The 20,738-nt window shown below is 33.4% G+C and carries 14 protein-coding genes and 1 pseudogene; all 15 read right to left on the bottom strand.

The features are described from left to right. Window positions 1-195: 195 nt before the first annotated feature. Window positions 196-351 (bottom strand): NAD(P)-binding protein, encoded by a 156-nt coding sequence (locus ABIB40_RS15220; RefSeq protein WP_354360244.1) that lies wholly within the window; start codon window positions 349-351, stop codon window positions 196-198. A gap of 883 nt (window positions 352-1,234) precedes the next feature. Then, complete coding sequence (gene bla / locus ABIB40_RS15215; RefSeq protein WP_354360243.1) at window positions 1,235-2,119, bottom strand: class A beta-lactamase, subclass A2; 885 nt, start codon at window positions 2,117-2,119, stop codon at window positions 1,235-1,237. A gap of 2,094 nt (window positions 2,120-4,213) precedes the next feature. After that, on the bottom strand, window positions 4,214-5,473 hold the full coding sequence (locus tag ABIB40_RS15210) for a site-specific integrase (RefSeq protein ID WP_354360242.1): 1,260 nt from the start codon (window positions 5,471-5,473) through the stop codon (window positions 4,214-4,216). Window positions 5,474-6,439: 966 nt separating this feature from the next. After that, window positions 6,440-7,135, bottom strand: a complete 696-nt coding sequence (locus ABIB40_RS15205) for an SOS response-associated peptidase (RefSeq protein ID WP_354360241.1) — start codon at window positions 7,133-7,135, stop codon at window positions 6,440-6,442. Window positions 7,136-7,203: 68 nt separating this feature from the next. After that, window positions 7,204-8,445, bottom strand: a complete 1,242-nt coding sequence (locus tag ABIB40_RS15200; protein WP_354360240.1) for a Y-family DNA polymerase — start codon at window positions 8,443-8,445, stop codon at window positions 7,204-7,206. Further along, window positions 8,423-8,863, bottom strand: coding sequence for a LexA family protein (locus ABIB40_RS15195; RefSeq protein ID WP_354360239.1), 441 nt, complete (start codon window positions 8,861-8,863; stop codon window positions 8,423-8,425). The genes ABIB40_RS15200 and ABIB40_RS15195 overlap by 23 nt, the downstream gene beginning before the upstream one ends. 198 nt (window positions 8,864-9,061) lie before the next feature. Next, the gene (locus tag ABIB40_RS15190; protein WP_354360238.1) at window positions 9,062-9,757 is read right to left on the bottom strand and encodes a M48 family metallopeptidase; all 696 of its coding nucleotides are present in this window, start codon (window positions 9,755-9,757) and stop codon (window positions 9,062-9,064) included. Between the two features lies 1 nt (window position 9,758). Next, a complete protein-coding gene (locus ABIB40_RS15185; protein WP_354360237.1) occupies window positions 9,759-12,842 on the bottom strand; it encodes a type I restriction endonuclease subunit R in 3,084 nt (1,027 codons plus the stop codon). A 4-nt stretch (window positions 12,843-12,846) separates the two neighbouring features. Further along, window positions 12,847-14,166 carry a 5-methylcytosine restriction system specificity protein McrC gene (locus ABIB40_RS15180; protein ID WP_354360236.1) on the bottom strand — a complete coding sequence of 440 codons (1,320 nt, stop codon included), beginning with the start codon at window positions 14,164-14,166 and terminating at the stop codon, window positions 12,847-12,849. Between the two features lie 5 nt (window positions 14,167-14,171). Next, entirely contained in the window at window positions 14,172-15,956 is a 1,785-nt protein-coding gene (locus ABIB40_RS15175) for an McrB family protein (RefSeq protein WP_354360235.1), read from the bottom strand. Window positions 15,957-16,040: 84 nt separating this feature from the next. Next, window positions 16,041-16,190 carry a hypothetical protein gene (locus ABIB40_RS15170; protein WP_354360234.1) on the bottom strand — a complete coding sequence of 50 codons (150 nt, stop codon included), beginning with the start codon at window positions 16,188-16,190 and terminating at the stop codon, window positions 16,041-16,043. Further along, complete coding sequence (locus ABIB40_RS15165; RefSeq protein ID WP_354360233.1) at window positions 16,187-17,356, bottom strand: restriction endonuclease subunit S; 1,170 nt, start codon at window positions 17,354-17,356, stop codon at window positions 16,187-16,189. The genes ABIB40_RS15170 and ABIB40_RS15165 overlap by 4 nt, the downstream gene beginning before the upstream one ends. Then, window positions 17,347-19,794, bottom strand: coding sequence for a type I restriction-modification system subunit M (locus ABIB40_RS15160; RefSeq protein WP_354360232.1), 2,448 nt, complete (start codon window positions 19,792-19,794; stop codon window positions 17,347-17,349). The genes ABIB40_RS15165 and ABIB40_RS15160 overlap by 10 nt, the downstream gene beginning before the upstream one ends. 44 nt (window positions 19,795-19,838) lie before the next feature. Beyond that, window positions 19,839-20,129: a hypothetical protein gene (locus ABIB40_RS15155; protein ID WP_354360231.1), complete on the bottom strand. Its 291-nt coding sequence runs from the start codon at window positions 20,127-20,129 to the stop codon at window positions 19,839-19,841. Window positions 20,130-20,460: 331 nt separating this feature from the next. Next, window positions 20,461-20,613: pseudogene (locus tag ABIB40_RS15150) on the bottom strand (JAB domain-containing protein); the annotation flags it as partial. Between the last annotated feature and the right edge of the window lie 125 nt (window positions 20,614-20,738).

Below are 20,738 nucleotides of genomic sequence, written 5' to 3'. Positions count from 1 at the left end.
TTTATCGTAGCCAAAAATGAAATAATCGACCAGATAGGTTGCGTTTTTAACGCTATAATTCGAATAATTATGATGCAGAAAATGACTTGATTACCAAATCAGCTAGTTTTTCGGTTGTAAAAAATGGTGATTGCAATTATTGTGTTCTGGAACATCAAAAGATTGGCTTTTACAATGGCTGCCACTCAAGACTTATCATGTCAACCTAGTGGAGATCCTTGTAAACCCGTATTTTGTCAAAATCTCTTTTTTATATATTTTTACATTGCATCCTTTCATTTGCAAAAGCCTTGCAAGCGTAAGACCACCAAGGCCACCACCCACTTTTGCTATTTCTCTATTTTGGATCATAACCTCATTTTTTTTACCTGACAAAATTATTTATTCTCTAACGTCAAAAATTGTAAAAATCGGTCATTTTTATTTTTAGATAATTCTTCAGAATAAACTCCCGACAGTTCTCTAATCTCTTTGATAAAGTGAGATTGATCCCAAAAATTCATTTGTGGAGATAAGATTCCGTCTTGAATGAATTGAATTGAGACGATGGAATGAAGGATATTGTAGTAAATTTTAGTGAAGGTCCGAACTGTCGGTTAAAAATCAAGATTAATTTAGTTGCTACTCCAAAATATTCTCTCTGAAATACTCTTGACGCTCAGTTCACCGCTTGAAGAAAAAATGAGTTCAAACAATTTGCGTTTTCTTTAATCAATTTCCTGAGTTAAAATTGATTTAATCTTGCAGGTTATTTTCTTCTAAAACGTATCAAAATCGTCCAAATCCTCTACAATAAAACCCAAAAGGTTATCCGGTAAAAGTTTACTTGTGTTTAATATATCTGCAATAGAAAATTGGAAAATGTATTCTAAGGTAATTGGATGGAAACTTACTGCAAAAAAACTTGAAATATCCTGTTTTGGAACAGATTTAGGTCTTGTTTCCAAACCCCTAAAGACATATGAAATTTGTTATTAGCACTTTTGGAAAAAATTAGATCAATTTTTCCGTTTGGAATGATGATACCTTCGGATATGGTTGATGTTTTCTATAAGGATGAAAACAGAGACAAAATCATTGTAGATTCGTCGGGTTCAACCATATTAAAATTCACATCTTCACTCGGGCTCGATTAACATTTTGTTTGGAATGTAAATGGTGATTCGTTAGCCGATAAAATTTAAACTCATATCTCCCACTTAAATAAATGTGTAGAATCACTCAAGTTTGGTTCTTATTGTTTGCTATAAAAATCGTAGGTTGCTTTTGCTATGTCAGCAATAATCTTTTGGTTTGAGGCTGAATTCTCACTTGAGTTTGTAATAAGAATGCTAATAAAAAAAACACTTCCATCTGGTAACTTTACGACACCTATATCGTTTGTAGCGGCTGTAATATTGTTTTTTATTCCCGACGTTCCGGTTTTATGGGCTAAAAACGTGTTTTTTGGGAGTTTACCTCGCAGCATTTTTTCTCCAGTCGACGTGTTTTCCAAAATTTGCCAAATAAATTGATAATTATTTCTAGATAGCAGATGACTATTCAAATCATAAGCGCGCATTAATAAGTTGGTAAGCGCTATTGGAGTTGACCAATTCATAAATTGGATATTCCAATTCTCAGCCGATTTTTTTTCGCTCGCTTTAACGGAGATATCTGATAACTTGTTTCTCAAAAGAAAATCCTCCACTTTATCTGTTCCACCAATAAGTCTTAATAATATGTCGCAGCCGTTATTATCACTTTTGGAAACGGTATATCTAATGATTTCTGCTATAGTCATTTCGGTTCCGTTCGGGAAACGCTCGCGTATTGGGCTCCACGTATCAGGGAGCAGATCGCTTTTAGCAATTACAATTTTTTGGTCTAATTTTAATTTCTTATCATCAACAACAGACAATACTGCGAGTGCTATAGGGAATTTATAGACACTTTGCATCGGAAAATGCACATTTCCATTGACAGATATGGTGTCGTGAAAATTATTCGCTACAATCGAGATGCCAACAGTCGCTTTCTTGTTTTCTATAATTTTTTGGATTTCGGCTTTTAACCTGGCTGTTTGGGCAAAAGAGCTACAACCGAAGAATAATAAACAGGCTGTTGATATCAATTTCATATATGACTATTAAATTTATAATAAATTTATCTTTTGGTGCGGAGTGCAAAATGTTGGCCAAATTGACGCGGATTACTTCGGTATATTATTCAGACCTTTCCATTTCGAGACCTCAGTATTTTACTCCAATACTTTCTCTCTAGATTAAAACCCCTTTTTTCATCACTTTGTACGCTTCGCACAAAAATGACCATATTTTTATGAAAAAAGCACCCTAATTAGCAAAATAACACCCTAAGAACATAATTATAAAAGATTACTTCATTTTTTACAGCCGATTAATGCTTTATTAGCATTATCGTCTCTCGTTGCAATCTGGTTTCTATAATTTCTCACTTTGGAAATTTCCTTGTACTTGGGCATTAAACTGTAGCTCAATTGTACCAAGCCGATCAGTGAAGCAAATGTTTAAAGTAGAATATGCGCTTCATGGATAGGGTTTTTACCGGCTCCCAAAAAAAATGCCCTGCTCATGAGCAATCTCATTGTATTTAGACCGTTCAAAGTATCGGACAAATATTTTAACGGTAGAATAGACATAAAGTCACGGTTGTTTGGTACGGACGTTAGTAATACTCCAACCGTCTATTTTTTTCGTATCGAAAGAAAGGTAAGGGTTTGGGTTTATGTAATTACTTCCAATAACTAGAGTTTTTAAACAGACGAAAAATAAGATTGCATGATAAAATTAGATTTTTTTAAGATTAATAATTACAAAAGTTTAATACTTTGTATGGTATGTTCTGCTTTAGTTTTTGTTCTCTTGGGGATTAACTTTTTTAGCGTTTACCAACTGGTTCCGATTTTGACCTTTTATATCTTTCAACGAACGACATTCCATGACATACATGGCTTATACTTGAAGTTGTGCCACCTTTTGTCCATAATCGCTTTCCTTGTATATCCACTTTCAATGCAGATAGGCTGGTATTTTGACATCAACAAAATGGCATCAGCATCATCCACCAGCGGCTTGTTATTTGTTTATCTTCCAATCTACTCAACAATCTTGGGGCTAATTCCGTCTTTGGCAGCTATTGTCATAAAAAGATTGCAAGCTTAGTTTTTATGTAGGGCTAGACCGCTAATTTTTACTAAAGTTTAAAAACATAACCCACGCAGCGAGTACTACACAATTCAGTTGATATTGTGATATTTTATTATAAATTATTAATTTAACCGTCAACCCTGTTTTTCACTATTTCTGGCTTTTTAAAAAATGTCTTTTTCTATTTATTGGCACCGTTAACAATTTCACTCATACGAAAAGGATAAATAATATGGGTGTTCACATTAATCCAACATTTAATGATAGATAATAAAAGTATGGTCAATTCCGACCCACACCAATTTTTTAAGAATTAAAAATAAAAGGAGCTTTATTGAAATAAGCGTCCTCAAAAAGTTGTTCGATAAGGAAAGCAGCAATATTTCCAGCATCTATTTTCCTAAATAATCGTCCAAGTTAACCCTTACATGGCCTGTATAAGTATTAAAGTTAATAAACGGTACTCCTGCCAATGTCCAATTGATATCTCTGTCGTCCAAAAGGGTATAAGGTTTCTGCCTACCCTCCTGAATTGCAGAAAAGTTTGTTTTACATATAGTCGATGGCTGTTGTTATTTCAGGCCCTTTATTGACAAACGGAGTATCAATATTAATACCTGTAACTAAAATATCGAGCTACATCATAAAATGACATCTTATTTAACTCATGTTACGCAAAAAACCACAATCAAAACTGGGTTATGCCGCTTGAGGTGTTGATAACTTTTTGAGTTCTGCATATGCTGCCTGCTTTGCCGATAAATAGATCTGATTTTTCATTGCGAAATGGTTTTTGCCCGTCCGTTGCTTCAGCCATTCCAGTTTTATATAGGCGGCTATAGACAATACAAAGTGATTGGTCTGGGTCGGGTTTGTTTTGCGTAAGCTGCTCTCTCTAAACCACTTTGTTGATCTTCGACTATAATTTTACCCACCTGAAAATAGGTAAAGACCATTGTGGTATTTACATCTTACAACAGAATTTCTTGATTCCTCGATTAATTCTTTAATTGTTTTATATAGATTATCATTTAATAACTCGCTCATTATTTTGCCCTCCTTAATATTAATTTACTTTTTTCATTGCTGTCCAATATATTTCTAAGGTTAAGCATGTCTTTACTAACCTTTTGTTCAATGACCTTTGCGTAGATCTGAGTGGATCTGATACTTGTATGCCCCAACATTTTACTGACAGTTTCGATAGGCACTCCATTGGAAAGCGTTACAGAAGTTGCGAAGGCATGCCGTGCTAGATGGAAGGTTAAATTACTTTTGATGCCACAGAGGTCAGCAACTTCTTTTAAATACGAATTGAGTTTATGGTTTGATATGATTGGAAAAACACTTCCTTTCGCAATTGATCTTGGATTGTTTTTATACTTTTCTATAATTAGAGCAGCTTTTGGCAAAATCGGCACGTTAAAAGACGTATCGGTTTTTTCTCGCATTGCTTTAATCCAATAATTCCCATCCAATCCGAGGATTATATTTTCAGGCGTTAATTGCATCACATCGATATAGGCAATGCCCGTGTAGCAGCTAAATACAAAAAGATCTTTTGCGTACTGAATTCGTTGTAGGCTAAAATCTTTATCCTCGATAGCAGCAAGTTCGTCGCTGGACAAAAAACCACGCTCCACTTTTTGTAACTTAAGCTTAAAGAATTCGAATGGATTTTTATCTATCCAACCAAGCTTAGTACCCAATCGAACCATTTTCTGTAGCCTCTCCAAATGTTTCATCACGCCGTTATTTTCCATTCCCTTATGATGGTCTGTCGGTTGATAAACTCTTAAGAAATATTCAAAATGGGTTATAAACTCATAATTGAGCTCCGACAGATACAAATCATGTTTTTTGAAATGTTTAAGTACAAACTCTTTGAGATACCTTACCGTTGTGAAATAGTTTTTAATGGTTCCAGGCGCAAGAACTTCTTTCATGTGAAGATTATGGTAATCCATAAGGGATTGAAGGGTATTTTCTTGCTCTTCGATTCCCAAAAATTTATTTTTCACTGCCTCAGCGGTAACCAGTTCTTTATTGACTATAAATTCTTGGTAATGTGTTGCTAATAAGCACCTAGTTTGTTCCAAATAACTGTTTAGGGATTTTAGCGTCTCGTTCTTAGGTTTGGCTAAACCTTTAGACTTATTCCAGTCTGCGAGATTCACCATTCTTTTAAGCGCAACTTCGCAGCGGCTCTTGTTTACTACAATACGAACGTAGATAGCTGCCTTCCCATTCTTGCCTCGATTCATTCTCAACACGAAATGAATTCCGAAAGTGTTTGTTGTTCTCATCCTTAATAATTTAAATACTTACATGAATTGATATAAACTAGTTAATCAAAACAGTTCGCCAGATAAACAAAAAGGTAGTTCATTTTGATACAAATGAGTTCAAATAAAATGCATCCAATTATTTGATTACCAATCAGTTAAACCATATCCGGTGAACAAATATAAATATTAATTCTGTTCACCTTTTTGTTCGCATGACAGGAGGAATAGTATGTACTGAAAAGGACTACTTAAAAGCAAAAAACCCTCTAAATAATGATATTTAGAGGGTTTTGCATCCAGATGAACTGGAAGTGGTCGGGGTGGCAGGAGCCGAACCCTATCTTCTATATATCTTGTTATCAGTATTTTATAATTTCAATCCAAACTGGGGTAACCTTTCAGTTCTCATCCCGTTTGTAATACAAATATAGTACAAATTGTAAGAGCTTAAAATAAAATTGTGAAGTTAAAAGCATTTTTTGCCCTGCTAAACTGCGAGTGTCGAATGAGTAAGATAAATCTTTCTAAAATGGAGATTTCCAAACCGCTGACCATACGAGTCGTAGTGGATTGATAAGCGAAAATTGCCGCACTTTCTTCGCAGGCATCTATTTTACAAAAGAACCCAACTCGGTTTTTCGAAATGTAGTGGTCAAGCCTACTGAAATCTCCAAATAGTAGAGGTTACACGATTTGACAAGATTGCTAAAAAAGTGATTTTTTATTTTGACAAAAAAGCAATCTCTATATTGGATGTCGAACTAAAAACAGATTTTCTTTCTAAAAAAATCAAAATTATTATTCATCGCATATTCGCATCGAATTTGTATATCCACATCCTAAAGAAAGAATTTATTGGTTTTGGTTATTTAATATTAAACTCTATCTTTATGTTGAGAGCGTTAATGGCAGGGATATCGAAAGGTATCTCTGCTTTTTCTTTAAATTAACGTCCGCAACGCTTTGTAAGCTATTTACCTTTCGTCAAATAGGAATTAAAGCCTCAGGACTGTTTCCAATTTTGATCAAATTCCTATCCACTCGAAACGCAGCCATTCTGCTGTCGTCACAAGGCTCCATTAAGTGAGTAATTTCCTCCTTGCTTGCATCTACATTGAGCCAATTGTCAATCTGATCTGTATCGATCATAACAGGCTGTCTTTTTTTGGTATTGTGGATATCTGTCATCAACTCATTTGCCGCTCCTGTAACAATTGAAAAAGTTTGTAACCACTGGTCGGTCGCAGGGTCTTTATAGTTTGAGAAAATGCAGGCAAGATTAAAATAACTCTGCTCTTTTGGATGGATAAAAAACGGAAGTTTATCGCCATCTTCATGCTTATACTCAAAAAATCCGTTCACGGGAAGAATAGCCCGAAACTTCATGATCGAATTTTTAAATGATGCTAGGTCAAAGATCGTCTCACTCTTCGCATTGAGTGTGTTATTGCTCATTTTTAGCATATCGGTGTAAGGCTTTTTCCAATTTGGGATTAAGCCCCACTGCATCCGATCTATCACCCGCCGGCCATCTTGTTTTAAGACCATCGACAGCTTTGGATGAGAAAAACCACCCGCCAAGTGGAAACCCTCTGAATCATCTAAATGATCGGTGTAGAGCGCATCAAAATCTACGGCAAGTTTTGATGCACTTACTTGCTGACTTACATAATAACACATCGCTTTAGTTTTTAGGAGAATTACTCATGTAGCTAAAAATTTATTCGCTAATCTAAATTTCAAATCAATCAATGCACTTTTATAATATCCTCCCATGAATTGGTATAATCTGGGGTCAAGAAATTTCTTCTCATGTCCCATTTCTTTATGAGCCCTTCACTTGCTATCTTCACCGTGCCCTTACCATAATATCGGTTAATGTTATCCAACACCTTGCTTATCTCATTGTTTTCCGTTTTATATGGATTGAACATATTTAACTGCACCTCCGCTTCGGGGATTAAACTTGTAGCAGTTACTTCTACTTTCTGGAATTTATATCCTTTTACAAATACTTTTTTCAAACCAAGCAGTGCAGCCCTAATTAAGTCGGGCGTATTATTTGCCGGGTGGTCTAACTTTATGGTGATACATGGATAGATTTGTTCGAGGTCTGTTATAAAACGATTTGTTAAAAGCCTGATCGTAATTACATTGGTACACAATTTTTCTTTCCTCAACTTCATTGCTAAGCGAGCTGCATAACTGGCCGTCGCCTGCTCCATTTCCGAATAGCTTTCCACCAACTTTCCAAAAGATCTACTCGTACACATGGCTTTCTTTGGATTCAAATGTGTTTTGAGGTGTAGACAGCTCTCCCCTTTCAATTCTTTCCAAAGCCTTACCCCAACGATAGACATATTTTTATTTACCCATTCCATCGGGAGCTCTCTGAATTTTTTGGCCGTATCGATGTGTATGGAGATCAGTTTTGCGGCATATTGGCGGCCTATCCCCCAAACGTCGCCTACAGGGTAGTTTTTGACCGCCTCATTTATCTTTTCCTCCGTATCCAACATCATTACCCCTGTTCCTTTTTTAGCCAGTTTATTTGCGAGTTTAGCCAGCGTTTTTGTCGGGGCGTAACCAACGCTGACAGGAATACCAGTATTTTTGATGATGGTATTTCGAATTTTAAAGAGATAAGACTCGATCTCGGCGAAGCCTTCCAACTTCAAGAAACATTCATCAATGCTGTAAACTTCTACATCCGGACTAAATCGGGCGAGGTTGTTCATTACCCTTTCGCTCATGTTACCATATAATGCATAATGGCTGCTGAACACAATAACGTCTTTCTCTTTTACCAATGCTTTGATCTTGAAATACGGGGCGCCCATCTCAATCTTTAATGCTTTGGCCTCATTGCTCCTGGCAATCACGCAACCATCATTGTTGCTTAAGACCACTACAGGCGAAGTTCTGTATTGCGGCAACCACAATCTGTGACAACTCGCATAGAAATTGTTACAATCTACTAGGACGTACATACTTGCTTTTCTGAGGTACGCAATGCCAGGTTACCGCACCGAAAATTTCTATGTCTCTTCCTGTAATTTCAATGGGCGGCTTTTGCTTTGAAGCATAAAGAAAAATCTGTTTATTTTTTCTAACGATAAATCTGTTCAGCCACTCTCCTTCTACATTACAGATAATTAGGGAGCCGTTCATAATCTCTTTTGACCTGTCTACAATGATGATGGTTCCCTCGGTGATTCCATGCTCTTTCATCTCGTCGTTAATGGCCTCGAAATAGAACGTATTGGTGGGATCAGAAACAATTCGTTGAGCAATATGCAGTCTTCGATCCTTGTAATCTTCTGCCGGACTTATAAAACCGCTTACCGATCCTGCATTCTCCAGTGGTTCTTGTTCGTCGTTCTTTGGAATCTCTATCTCTCTTAGCATATTGGAAATTATGCCACAAAATAATGCTAATATTTTTAGTATTACAAATTAATTCTCATCGCTTTAGTGTTCATTTCACTAACGACTTTGTTTGTACTCTGAATATTACGTGGTTAGATACAGTATCGTTAAATAAAATTATTTTGTACTTATTTTTCACGATGAAACACAAAGGGCGAGAAGCAAAGGTATTTGAACCTATATCGGAAATTCATTCAAAATCTTTTTTTGAACTCGCCAATTTGGGAAGAATTGATTCATCAAAATCACAAAGTTCTTATTGTGGTTACGCTCCAACAAATGGACTAATTCGTGAACTAAAATATATTCTAAACACTGTGTCGGTTTTTTTGCCAATTCAAGATTAACCCAAATGCGTTTTTGTTCTATATTACACGTTCCCCATTTTCTTTTCATCTGCTTCACGCCCCAGTCTGAGACACTAACACCAATAATCTTTTCCCATTTTTCTATCAGCTGTGGGATTTGATTTTTTAATCGTTTGCGATACCATTCATTAATGCAATTCTGTCTTTGCTCTACTGTTGCATTTGATCTGATAAATAAATCGATGTATGTTTTTGTTTTTATTTCTACTCTTGGTGGCGCATTTTGTTCTGTTACTCGCAATAAATATCTTTTGCCTTCGAAATAATGACTTTCTCTTTGCTCAAATATTCTGGGCATTTGTCTGTCTTGCATTTCAAATTTTCGTTGGTTCTTTTTTATCCAGGCTAATTTTGAAATCGCAAATAATTTGACCGCTTCATCATCGACATTTAATGGTGCCGCAATTCGTACCCGACCTGTTGGTGGATATACGGAAAGGTGCATATTTTTTATACTTTTTCTAATTACATCAATAGAAAAATTACTAACTTCGATTTTGTGCATTTTAATATTCTTTTTGATTTGAAACTATATCAAATATTTTGCTAAATACGGTTTCATCCGTAATATTATTTTTTTCTAAAACGTCTTTAATGGTTAACTCCACTTTCCTACGTTTGATGTGGGTACTTCGCCAATCATCATCTTTTACATAACGAACTTTTTCATCCATCAAGATTGCCAATTGTTCATTCCCTTCTAAATTATCATACAAGGCTTGTTTCGGCCTTGTATCAATATCTTTTGGATAGGATTTTTTTGTGTTAGGCTGGATGCTTCGTGCTAAACTTTCATATTCTTTTAACAGCTCTTCATACGAAATTGCTCCTTCTTTTCTCAATCGAATTAATTCTACTAATAAAACACTCATTTTTTCATAATATGCCGGATTGATTGGCATTTCTTGAATGATTGTTTTCCGCATATTGTTTTCAATGGTTTCACTCATTGCACTGCGGTTTCCCTTTATGCTAGCAGGAAGTTTATCAGCTGCTTCTTCTATACCATTATCTACAATTAATTGTAAAAGTGTAGCTTCTCCCAAATTAGATAAAACACGGCTTGGATCTGCTGTTAAATACATATCTAACATTTGACGCATATCTGGTTCATACTTCTTCAAATCGATATAATCAGAAGAATAATGTTTGATACTATTTCTTAATTCAGCATAGTAATTTACTTTGTCTTTTATTTTATCAGCTTCTGCTTGAGTGTAACCTGCCTCTATTATTTCTGAAGCAATGTTATTGTACGCTCTAATTAAGGCGACTACCAATTTATATAGCGTCAAACGCTTTTGTTCGTTGTCTTTTAAATCATCTCTGTTTGTTGGGTCACCACAGAAATAATTATAATATTGTTCCAATTGTTTTGGAGCTGGAACGTCTAAACATAATTGGTGTAATACTTCAATAGCATCTTCCAAACGTTCTTTTGCTTTATCTAATCGGTTAGTTAACAATCCTTTTACATCATCAATATCGTATTCATCAAAAGCATCTGATGTATAATCAGAAATTGATTTGTTTAAGTTTTCTAATAAGTTTTTATAATCAACTATGTATCCAAATTCTTTGTAATATGGATCGTTCTCTTCTTCTTTTCCTAATCTATTTGTTCTACAAATTGCCTGAAATAAACCGTGGTCTTGCATTTGTTTATCGATATACAAATATGTACAGTGAATTGCATCGAAACCAGTAAGCAGTTTATCTACAACAATAAGCAATTGCATATTTGCTGGTTCTTCTTTGAATTTCTTTTTCGCAAATTTCTCAAACGTTTCAGCATCTTTAAAATCATAATCTTTGAGCATTTTTTGATAAATTTCAAATTGCTCCTTCTTTTCGGTTGCTCCAGCTCCAGTTTCTTCTATTTTGATGGTATTCTCATTTGGTTCAAAACTTGTGATAATACCACATTTTTTTAATCCGAATGATTGGAAAATTTCATAATAACGGCAAGCTTCATAAATGCTTCTTGCTACTAAAATAGCATTCCCTCTGCCGTCTTTTAATCTTGGTTTAGTAATGAAATCTTTTTTGATATCGAATACAATTTTTTCTAAACGATTTTTAGTACTCAATACTTTTTGCATCGTACCCCATTTTTGCTTGAGTTCCGCTTTAGGAATATCATTCATTCCGTGAGTGACAATTGCAAACCATTCATCAATGCCTTTTTGGTCGAAAACGTGTTGGTCCACATCACGTGCTTCATATAACAAATCTAGTACCACACCATCTCTAACCGCTTCATCAAATTTGTATGAATGAATGTATCTTCCAAAAATTTCTAAACTTTTTTTCTTGTCTTTTTTCAATAAAGGTGTACCGGTAAAACCAATAAAAATGGAATTATCAGGCAAAATACTTTTCATAGCACTATGCAGTTCACCACTTTGAGTTCTGTGGCACTCATCTATGAAAACAATAAAATCTCCTTTAGCTTGAAAAGCTTTTGAAATTTTTAGTTCCTCAATAAATTCATTGGCTGAATTGTCTTCTTTACCACCAAATTTATGCACCAAACTACAAAGCAATCTTGGTGTAGTATTGTTAAGTCTTGCTATTAAATCTGCACCGCTTTTAGTTCTTATAATGGTTTCACCAACTCCTAGAAAAACGCCTTCAATTTGTTCGTCTAAATCTGTCCGGTCTGTAACGATTAATAATCTAGCTTTTGGATTGTTTTCTAAAACCCATTTTGCCAACCAAACCATTGTTAAACTTTTACCACTTCCTTGTGTATGCCAAATAATACCGCCTTCTTTTCTTGCAATAAATTTTTGTGCTTCCTTTATACCAAAATATTGATTTGGACGACATAGTTTTTTTGTGCCGTGGTCAAATATTATAAAATCGTGAACTATTTCTAACAATCTTTCTCTATTACAAAACTGTTCAATGTGCTTGTCTAAAAGAATAACATTAGGATCATACACATCGTTATCTTCTTTCCATTTTAGGAAATATTTTTCTTCTGTTTTAGTCGTTCCATAATACAATCCATTGCTATCATTACCTGCTAATACAAATTGTATAGTGGTAAAAAATGACTTATTGAATAAATGTAGTTGATTGCTTAAGTTTTGCCTAATTCCTTCACTGACCGAAACACTTGCTTTTTTTAATTCTAAGACACCAAAAGCAATACCATTGATGTAGATTACAATATCAGGTCTTCGTTCTTTAGCTCCTCTAATAGTTACTTCTTCTGCAATAGCAAAATTATTATTTATTGGGCTATCCCAATCAATGAAATCAACGTGTTCTGGTCGTTTAATGGCTTCTACTTTTTTGGAAGTACCATAACGCAATAAAGAATAAACCTCTTTGTTGGCGGTAAAAAGGTCGTCGTTAGAATTTATAGTAGCCTCTTTTTTCAAAGCGAATATCGCTTTGTTTATCAATTCCTCACTATACTTTTTAGTGCCTTGCAGGTATTTACGCAATTCTTCTTCTTCGATATTGCTGTTGCCATCTCTTTCTTCCCAATTACCCAAATAATCGTATTTCAAAGTGTCTTGAAACAATTTCACAATACGGTTTTGTGTTGCTCTTTCTATTTGTCCTACTTTACTCATTTGTTTATCGGTCTATTATTGCGGAAATTCTATCAAGAAAACTCACTTCTTCAGTATTAATTTTTTCATCAATTACATCGGAATAATCAATTCCGTCAACTACAAATTGAATCTTGTTCTTTTCTTCGGAATATAAACTATTTGCTTTGTTTCGATCTTGTCTATAACTATCAAACTCCTTTGAAAAAGGATATAACAAACCACCAGCCACGACATTTTTACTTTGCTTAAAATAAGTAATATAGGTGTGTATTTGAAAAAAATCGGCTCGATCATAGTCAAAATAAACAAACTCCATTCGTTTGTATTTAGCATCCCAAACCATTACATCATTGCCTTTTTCTAAAACTATATCAGGAATAAGCGTTCTGCTAAAATCTTTGTTTTTGTATGCTGTAATTTTATCATTTCTAATTATCCAGCCGTCTTTTAAAAACCGTCTTTTTAAAATTGCCCTTAAATACATTTCCCATATTTCAGCCACATCAATAAAAAAACTTAAACCCTGTTTGTTTTTATCCTCACTATTACCAAAATTCTTTTTCTTTATTATATCCCAAGATAAATCTACAATTGGTTTATATGATAAATAAATATCTCGATACTCTATTTTATTATAATCGTGTTCAGAGATATATCCGCTATCAATTTTTGATGTATATAGTTGTTCTATTGCATTTTTAGAACTCATTGATATCATCTCATTTGTTAAATGAAACTCTGATTTCAGCATTCTATGTGCATTTTTTAAAATACTTGTAATTATTTTATTAGGTGTTTTTTGGTGAAACTTACTGATGATTTTTTCTTCTGTGTAAATTGGTAAAATTGATTTTCTGATGTCTAATTTCCCAATTATATTAGCCCCTTTTTGAAACTTAATACTGTTGTTTTTTGGAATTCCGTGTTTATTGGCTTTTGATAAAAGATTTAGCCATAAAAAAGCAATTAATTTTTTTATGAGATACTGGTATTCTTTTTGTTTTTCTAAATTGTTGTTTGACCGAGGAAGTTTGATATTATAAACTTCTTCCAACATCCTAAAAAGTTGTGTATTCCCAAATCTAGGATTGATTTTTATTTTGTATTTTAAATTATTAAACTCAAATACCGCCTCACCAATAAATCTGCCAGCATACCATTTGGCATCACGATAATTAAAGTATGCAATTTCTTCTTCTTCATCTTTAGTGTTTTTACCAAAACTAAAAATATTTAGATTGTTTTTTTTAGATATAAAATACTGAATTGCTTCACCGTGTCCTTCCTGATTTTTAAAGGAACAACAATCGTTAGCTTCTAATATGATAGTTTCTAAACTCACTATTATTATTGATTGTAAATAATTTTTAACTCTTTTAATATTTCATTTTGAACTTCTAATTCCATATTGCCAAGAAATGAAACTAAGATTGGTTCTAATGAAATTTTCCATAAAATATTGGTAGCACCATCACCTCTATATAACTGATATCTTAAAGATTTATAACCACCAATTTCTTTGTAGCTTTTGTAAATCTCTACTATTTCAGCAAAAAAAGTATGGCCAATTTGGTATTGTTTCCCTAGTTCAGGTATAGAAGAAATCTTGCGGTTAAGTTGCGTAGCATTTCTTATAAATCTATTCACCTCCTCATCCATTCTTAACTTAGCACCCAAGGTTCTGTTTTTGTGGTGAATGATATTTCTCAATGTATTTTCATCGTAACCATAGAAAAACCATAGAAATCTTCTGCGTAAAGCAAAATCTATTCTTTCTAGTGAGAAATCAATTTCGTTCATTGTTCCAATAACATACAAATTTCTTGGAATTGTAAGTTCTAAATCCCCAATCCCTACTTGAATGGGTTGATCTCTATTTTCTAAAGCTGAAAAAACTTCCCCAAATAATCTGGATAAATCAATTCTATTGATTTCATCAAGAATTAATACGTGTGGCATATCGTGGTTTGGTGTAGCACCCAAATCGTCTTTTGCTTTCTCACAAATTTTAAAAAGTGTACCTGGTGTTTTTTTAGTATTACCATCTTTTAATTGGTAACCGGCAATAAAATCTTCATAAGTATAATTGGGATGTAATTGCAGATGGTGAATTCTATCCTTTGTTACATCTGGTTTTTCTCTAAAAAAGGTTGTGACATTTGCTTTGTTTTTGAGATAAGCATAGGTAATTAATGCATCAGCTAAATGCTTTGCAGTAAATGTTTTACTTGTTCCTGGAGGACCATATAATATTATTGCTTTTTTGTATTGTAATCCTTGAACTTCCGAAAATCCTTCCTCTGTTAAAGAATAGTTCCAAATTCTAGCATAATCAAATTCATAAAAATCAAAATTAGGATATGTTAATGTACCAAGTTCCTTTCTGATTAATAGAATTTTATCATCTGTGTTTAGATTTTCATCAACTTTTTGTCCTTCGGTTAATAAGCCCCAAAAAGAAATAAGGATTTGATTTTTGTGATTTTCAGACGCTATTCTTTCATAATTATTTGGATTACCTGCATAAGTAAGAATATTCGTTACGGCTAAACTTTTTTCTTGTAATTCATTTTTAAAGGCATCAGGCAACATATAGGCTGTGTTTTCTGTACCGTATTTTTGGAACAAACAAATATATTCAATCCAATCTTTAACTTCCTGAACTGTTGTAATTTCTCCAAGAACAACTTTCTGTCTTATGAAACGAATTAGAATTAAAATGAATTTAATCTCATCGTATTTATTATTTGTATGCCATTGTCCTGCACTACCAAAACCAACTGGATAAATAGTATCCAATAATTCTTCATCGTCTAGATTAGTAATTCTTTTAACATACCCTTTTTTTGTTGGAATTCTTATATCGTCAACTGCAAAAGACCACAACCATTCTGCGTGTGCAAAAACTAAGCGAGTAGGTAAATCTGCATTTTTAAATTGATCTGTTACTTTAGCATCAAAACTGCCGCTGGTGTCATTGTAATTTTCGATATAATTAAAGAAACATCCTTTGATGGTAGCATCATTTAAAATAGCTATGTGGTTACTTAAAATGCTATTCCCATCAATTAAAAAATCTTGAATGAATTTATCATAAAATTGATAAATATCTTCAGCGTGGTGTTGTTTCATAATAATCTAATTTTACTATAAGCATTTTTGTAATATCTTTTTAACCCAATCTTTGAATATTAAATCGTTTGAATATAAGGTGGATCAAATTTTAATATCTCTAAGTTCATTTTCTAATTTTTCCAAATCCTTAAGATTTACTATGTCACCTAATATTTCCCTAAATTGATTGTCCATGTTTTGTGATTTAATTGCTGCACAAATCTCTTCTACTATTTTTTCAAAATCAATCATACCAACCTTATTTTACCTGTTAATAGATTTTGTGACATTCCTAATCTTAACTTCTTATATTTTTCAAGCTTATTCTCTAAAGCAATTATCTCTGAATTCATTTCGGAAATAATTCTAGCAATATTTTCTTGAATTTCTTTATTTGGAAAAGACACCTCAATTGGATTTAAATCACTTGGATGAATATGAGGTTGCGCACCACCCGTTTGCATATTATAAATTTTTTCTTGTAATAGTTGCAAAAGGTTAAAGACATACTCAATTGAATAATCTTTATGTTCTTCAATTGTTGAACAATCAGAGGCAAATATTGGATAATCGTGAAATGAAACAAAACCTGCACTAGCACCAGAACCACTAATTGTAATTGTCTTACCAAAACGATTTGGTTTGTTATGATAATAAGCAGGTGTCTTGCCTCCTGCGATTACGGGTATATAACCAAAAACAGTAGCACTTTCTGTAATAATTTGTCCTTTTCTAATATTTACAACATCACCCAATTTCTTCACTTCCCAACTTTCTTTAGGTTGCAATAGTTTTTGCATTGCACCCTGCTTGATATTGCGTTTTTTTGTAATGATTTTTTCTAAGCCTTTTATTAAACTATCACTATCAGATAAGGCTTTTGCTATTGCAACTTGTTCTACGAGTGTTGGAGGAAATGGCACTTTAATGTTACCAATTAAACTTGTATTCAAATTTGGCTGACCATTACCTGTAGCAACTACTTCTCTCAAGTATTTGATTTGAGTATTAATAAAATAAGCCAAATAATGTTTACTTGTTTCTTTATCAAAATCAAATAAAGCTGCAATACCGTCATTTGCACAGCATTTTATTGCTAATAATTTTGCTACTCCTAAAGTTGCACCACTATTAGCTATTATTAATGTTTCCTTTTCTAAAATTCTACTATAATGTGAACCTTCTTCAGTTAAACGAGTAGATGTTTCAGAAACATATATTTCTGATAAAGGGATGTTTGTTAATGCAGCTACTGTAAGCCACGGAATAAAATTACCGTTGAAATATTTGGGATCTCCTGCTGGTCTAGGTGAACCACCTCTAACAGGATTTGATATCTCTGATATTGTTTTAATATTCCAGTCTTCTGGAATTAAACCCAGATCTGTTTTCTTATATTTTCCAGTTATTAACTCCATACAAAACCCATTTTTTGAAGGTGAGCAGTTACTTTGCATTCTAAATCGGCAACGTCCTTGGTTTGTTTGGGTAATGGAGTTTCGTATAGTTCTGCCATTTCTTTAATTCGAGTAGCAAGTCTTTGGCTAATACGTTCCATTTCAAATTTTATATTTTTTTCAATAGTTGTCATCCATTTATCATCAACCACCAATTGTTTAATTTCATCAATCGTTAGTATTTTATATTTGGCTAATACTTTTTTGTCTAATTCGGAAGTAGCTTCCTTAATTTTTTTAGTTAGTGCTGCTTGATCATCAATCAATTTTAAATAGGTTTTCAGTACAGTAATTTCTTCTGCATTTTCTGCTTTTAGTTTTGGTGTGTCAATGGCTTTTAATCTTTTTTGAACCGAACCCTTATTGATTTTATCAAAATCAGAGAAAATACCTTCTACTGTATCGTGTTCTTCCTCTAGTTCTTGTTGGGTTGCAGCTAAAGTTTCTTTATCGGTTTCTAATTTTTGAAGTGCTGTTTTTTCTGGCATAAAATAACGGTCAATGACTAGACCTTTTGGCACCAAGTCGCAATCCCAACCTTTATCTATTTCTACACCTTTTTTGTTTTTAACCAATATTCTAAATGGTTCTGCCTTCCAACCGTCTACTGCAATGATGTATGTGTCGTCTTGCATTGTTTCATTCCAATAATTCATTACGTGTTGGTACACATCATATTTATTCATCAAGGCTTTGCTTGTGTAGGAAGTTAATATAGCTTCTGAGATTAAATGAATAATTTTTTTAGGTTTAATACCAGCAGTTAATTCTTTTAGAAAAATGGTGTTATTCGTTTTCCATTCAGTGAAAACTTTGTCCATTTCCTTGCTAAACGCAACAAATTCTGGATGATTGAAAACAATTTGTTTTATATCTTCTTTAGCGATTTTTAGGTCGCTGTAATTTGTTCTTTTGTTAGTAACAAATAATTCCTTTTTAAGAGAAGGATGTACTTCCCAATACTGTTTTAAGGCATCGATATCTTCGTTTGGAATTCCACCTAATAAATGAGCTTCAATATCTTGTGTATCTTCTTCTTTTGGATTGTCTATGTATCTTGTAATATTCAGACTAAAATTATTTTTTGGGTCAATTATCTCCGAAACGCTTACTAAACGACTAAAACCAAATATTTCGGTTTGTTTGTTGAAAACATCAGTTATTTTATGAATATCTTGTTCTCTTAAACGGTTTTTGTTTCCGTCTTTTATAAAACCTTTGCTGGCATCAACCATAAAAATTCCTTTTTCATCATCGGAAAGATCTTTGATGTTTTCGGCATTTTCCATATCTATTACAATAACACAAGCTGCTATTGGAGTGCCGTAAAACAAATTGGTGGGTAAACCTATTATGCCTTTGATGTAGCCTTTTTGAATTAGGCTTTTTCTAATTTCTTCTTCTACATTACCGCGAAACAAAACACCGTGTGGCAAAATACAAGCTGCTTTACCTTTGCTTTTTAATGATTTTATAATGTGCAATAGGAACGCATAATCTCCATTTTTTGGTGGTGGAATCTTTCCTTCTTCGAAACGCTTGTAAATATCATTTGCTGGGTTAAAACCATCAGTCCAGTTTTTGGAAGAAAAAGGAGGATTTGCAACTATGTAATCAAATGTTTTTAAATCTCCTAACTCATTTTTATGCAATGGATTGGAAATTGTGCTTTGTCCTTTTTCGATAACTGCCTCTGGGTTATTATGTAAAATCATATTCATACGAGCTAAAGAAGCATTGGCTGTTTCTTTTTCTTGTCCGTATAAATTGACTTTATTTTCAGCTTCGTCAGCCACTTTTAACAACAACGAACCTGAACCACAAGTTGGATCGTAAACGGTTTGTTTTACTTTATTTCCTTTGTTGACTTGGATTACTTTTGCCAATACACGACTTACTTCAGCAGGTGTATAAAATTCGCCCTTACTTTTTCCGCTTTCAGAAGCAAAATGTCGCATTAAGTATTCATAAGCATCACCCAATATATCATCACCTTCAGCTCTATTTTTGCTAAAATCTAAAGCTGGATTTTCGAATATTGTAATAAGCCCTGTTAGCTTATCGACCATTTCTTTTCCTTTTCCTAACTTTTCTTCGTCCTGAAAACTGATAACATCAATTACATTTACTAAATCATTCTCTTTAGCTAATTTAGTAATGGCCATATCCATTTTTTCTCCAATATCCTTTTGCCCTTTAAGAGCTTGCATATCTTTAAAACTACCACCTTCGGGAATAAAAATTAATGCGTTTGGGTCATTAGAATATTTATCACTTACATACTTTACAAACAATAATACTAATACATAATCTTTGTATTGACTGGGTTCCATAGAACCTCTTAATTTGTCACAACTAGCCCAAAGTGAGCTATATAATTCGGATTTTTTGATTGCCATTTTTTGAGGGGAGTAGTTAGTAATTAGTATTTATGCGAGATTAATCAATTGCTTTCCTTCAAGCTGTCTAAACACTCTTGCCATTCGCTGGTTAGGCTTTCCATCGCTTCAACTGCAGCGTTGTAATCTACATAAGTAATCGAAACGTTGTCATCTATCTTTTGCTTGATATACTTATTTTTATTGGGATTGAATATGTATTCGTATCTTAAATTAAAATCAATTACTAGAACATTAGTGTCGCCGAGGGTAGAGTTTGTATTTACTTTAATGGCTTTAATTTGAGACAAGTCGATACTAAAACCCGAAACGTTTATAATTTTTGATTGTTGCATGTTGGAGATATTTGAAATAGTTGAGGTTGAGCGTGAGGTGAGGTAAGTTGCAATGTGGTAAATATGGCGAAAAAAGCGGTTAAATTCAATTATGAAACTAGCATTTTTAACTTCCAAAGTTTAATTTCCAATGATAATTAAGATTTTGCTGATCTCATTACGGTTTCCCGTAAACAGATAGTACTTTAGTTCATTGTTGAATTTTATCAATAGCTAGTTTTTATAGTCTGTTGTAAATTGTCTAGCTAAGGTTTTCTGGCAAAACCAAGAAATGTAACCAATCATTTCTGATTTCTAAATTTCCAATCAGCAAAAAAAAGGGGTTTCTCCCTTAAATTATTCCTTCATCTGCAAAGGAGTAATAGCCTTCGCTAGTTATAATGAGGTGATCATGGATTCCAATATCTAAAAAGCTTGCTGCACTTTTCAGTTTATGTGTTAACGCAATATCGGCTTGACTTGGTTTTAAATTTCCAGAGGGATGGTTGTGGCTGTTATGTAAAGCTTTACATAAGGCGCATTATGCAAAGCATTTAGTTATGTAAAGTATCTGTATAATCGATTGATAGTTAAAGCAATTTTAGGATATTACTTTACATAATATTGTTT

Origin of the sequence: Pedobacter sp. UYP30 (assembly GCF_040547165.1) — a bacterium.
Taxonomy (GTDB): Bacteria; Bacteroidota; Bacteroidia; order Sphingobacteriales; family Sphingobacteriaceae; genus Pedobacter.
This window is presented reverse-complemented; position numbering and strand designations above follow the sequence as displayed.

Bases quoted from the DNA above. Each gene is read 5' to 3' on its own strand.
- ABIB40_RS15220 (WP_354360244.1), bottom strand. From the start codon at position 351: ATGATCCAAAATAGAGAAATAGCAAAAGTGGGTGGTGGCCTTGGTGGT.
- bla (WP_354360243.1), bottom strand. From the start codon at position 2,119: ATGAAATTGATATCAACAGCCTGTTTATTATTCTTCGGTTGTAGCTCT.
- ABIB40_RS15210 (WP_354360242.1), bottom strand. From the start codon at position 5,473: ATGAGAACAACAAACACTTTCGGAATTCATTTCGTGTTGAGAATGAAT.
- ABIB40_RS15205 (WP_354360241.1), bottom strand. From the start codon at position 7,135: ATGTGTTATTATGTAAGTCAGCAAGTAAGTGCATCAAAACTTGCCGTA.
- ABIB40_RS15200 (WP_354360240.1), bottom strand. From the start codon at position 8,445: ATGTACGTCCTAGTAGATTGTAACAATTTCTATGCGAGTTGTCACAGA.
- ABIB40_RS15195 (WP_354360239.1), bottom strand. From the start codon at position 8,863: ATGCTAAGAGAGATAGAGATTCCAAAGAACGACGAACAAGAACCACTG.
- ABIB40_RS15190 (WP_354360238.1), bottom strand. From the start codon at position 9,757: ATGCACAAAATCGAAGTTAGTAATTTTTCTATTGATGTAATTAGAAAA.
- ABIB40_RS15185 (WP_354360237.1), bottom strand. From the start codon at position 12,842: ATGAGTAAAGTAGGACAAATAGAAAGAGCAACACAAAACCGTATTGTG.
- ABIB40_RS15175 (WP_354360235.1), bottom strand. From the start codon at position 15,956: ATGAAACAACACCACGCTGAAGATATTTATCAATTTTATGATAAATTC.
- ABIB40_RS15170 (WP_354360234.1), bottom strand. From the start codon at position 16,190: ATGATTGATTTTGAAAAAATAGTAGAAGAGATTTGTGCAGCAATTAAA.
- ABIB40_RS15165 (WP_354360233.1), bottom strand. From the start codon at position 17,356: ATGGAGTTAATAACTGGAAAATATAAGAAAACAGATCTGGGTTTAATT.
- ABIB40_RS15160 (WP_354360232.1), bottom strand. From the start codon at position 19,794: ATGGCAATCAAAAAATCCGAATTATATAGCTCACTTTGGGCTAGTTGT.
- ABIB40_RS15155 (WP_354360231.1), bottom strand. From the start codon at position 20,129: ATGCAACAATCAAAAATTATAAACGTTTCGGGTTTTAGTATCGACTTG.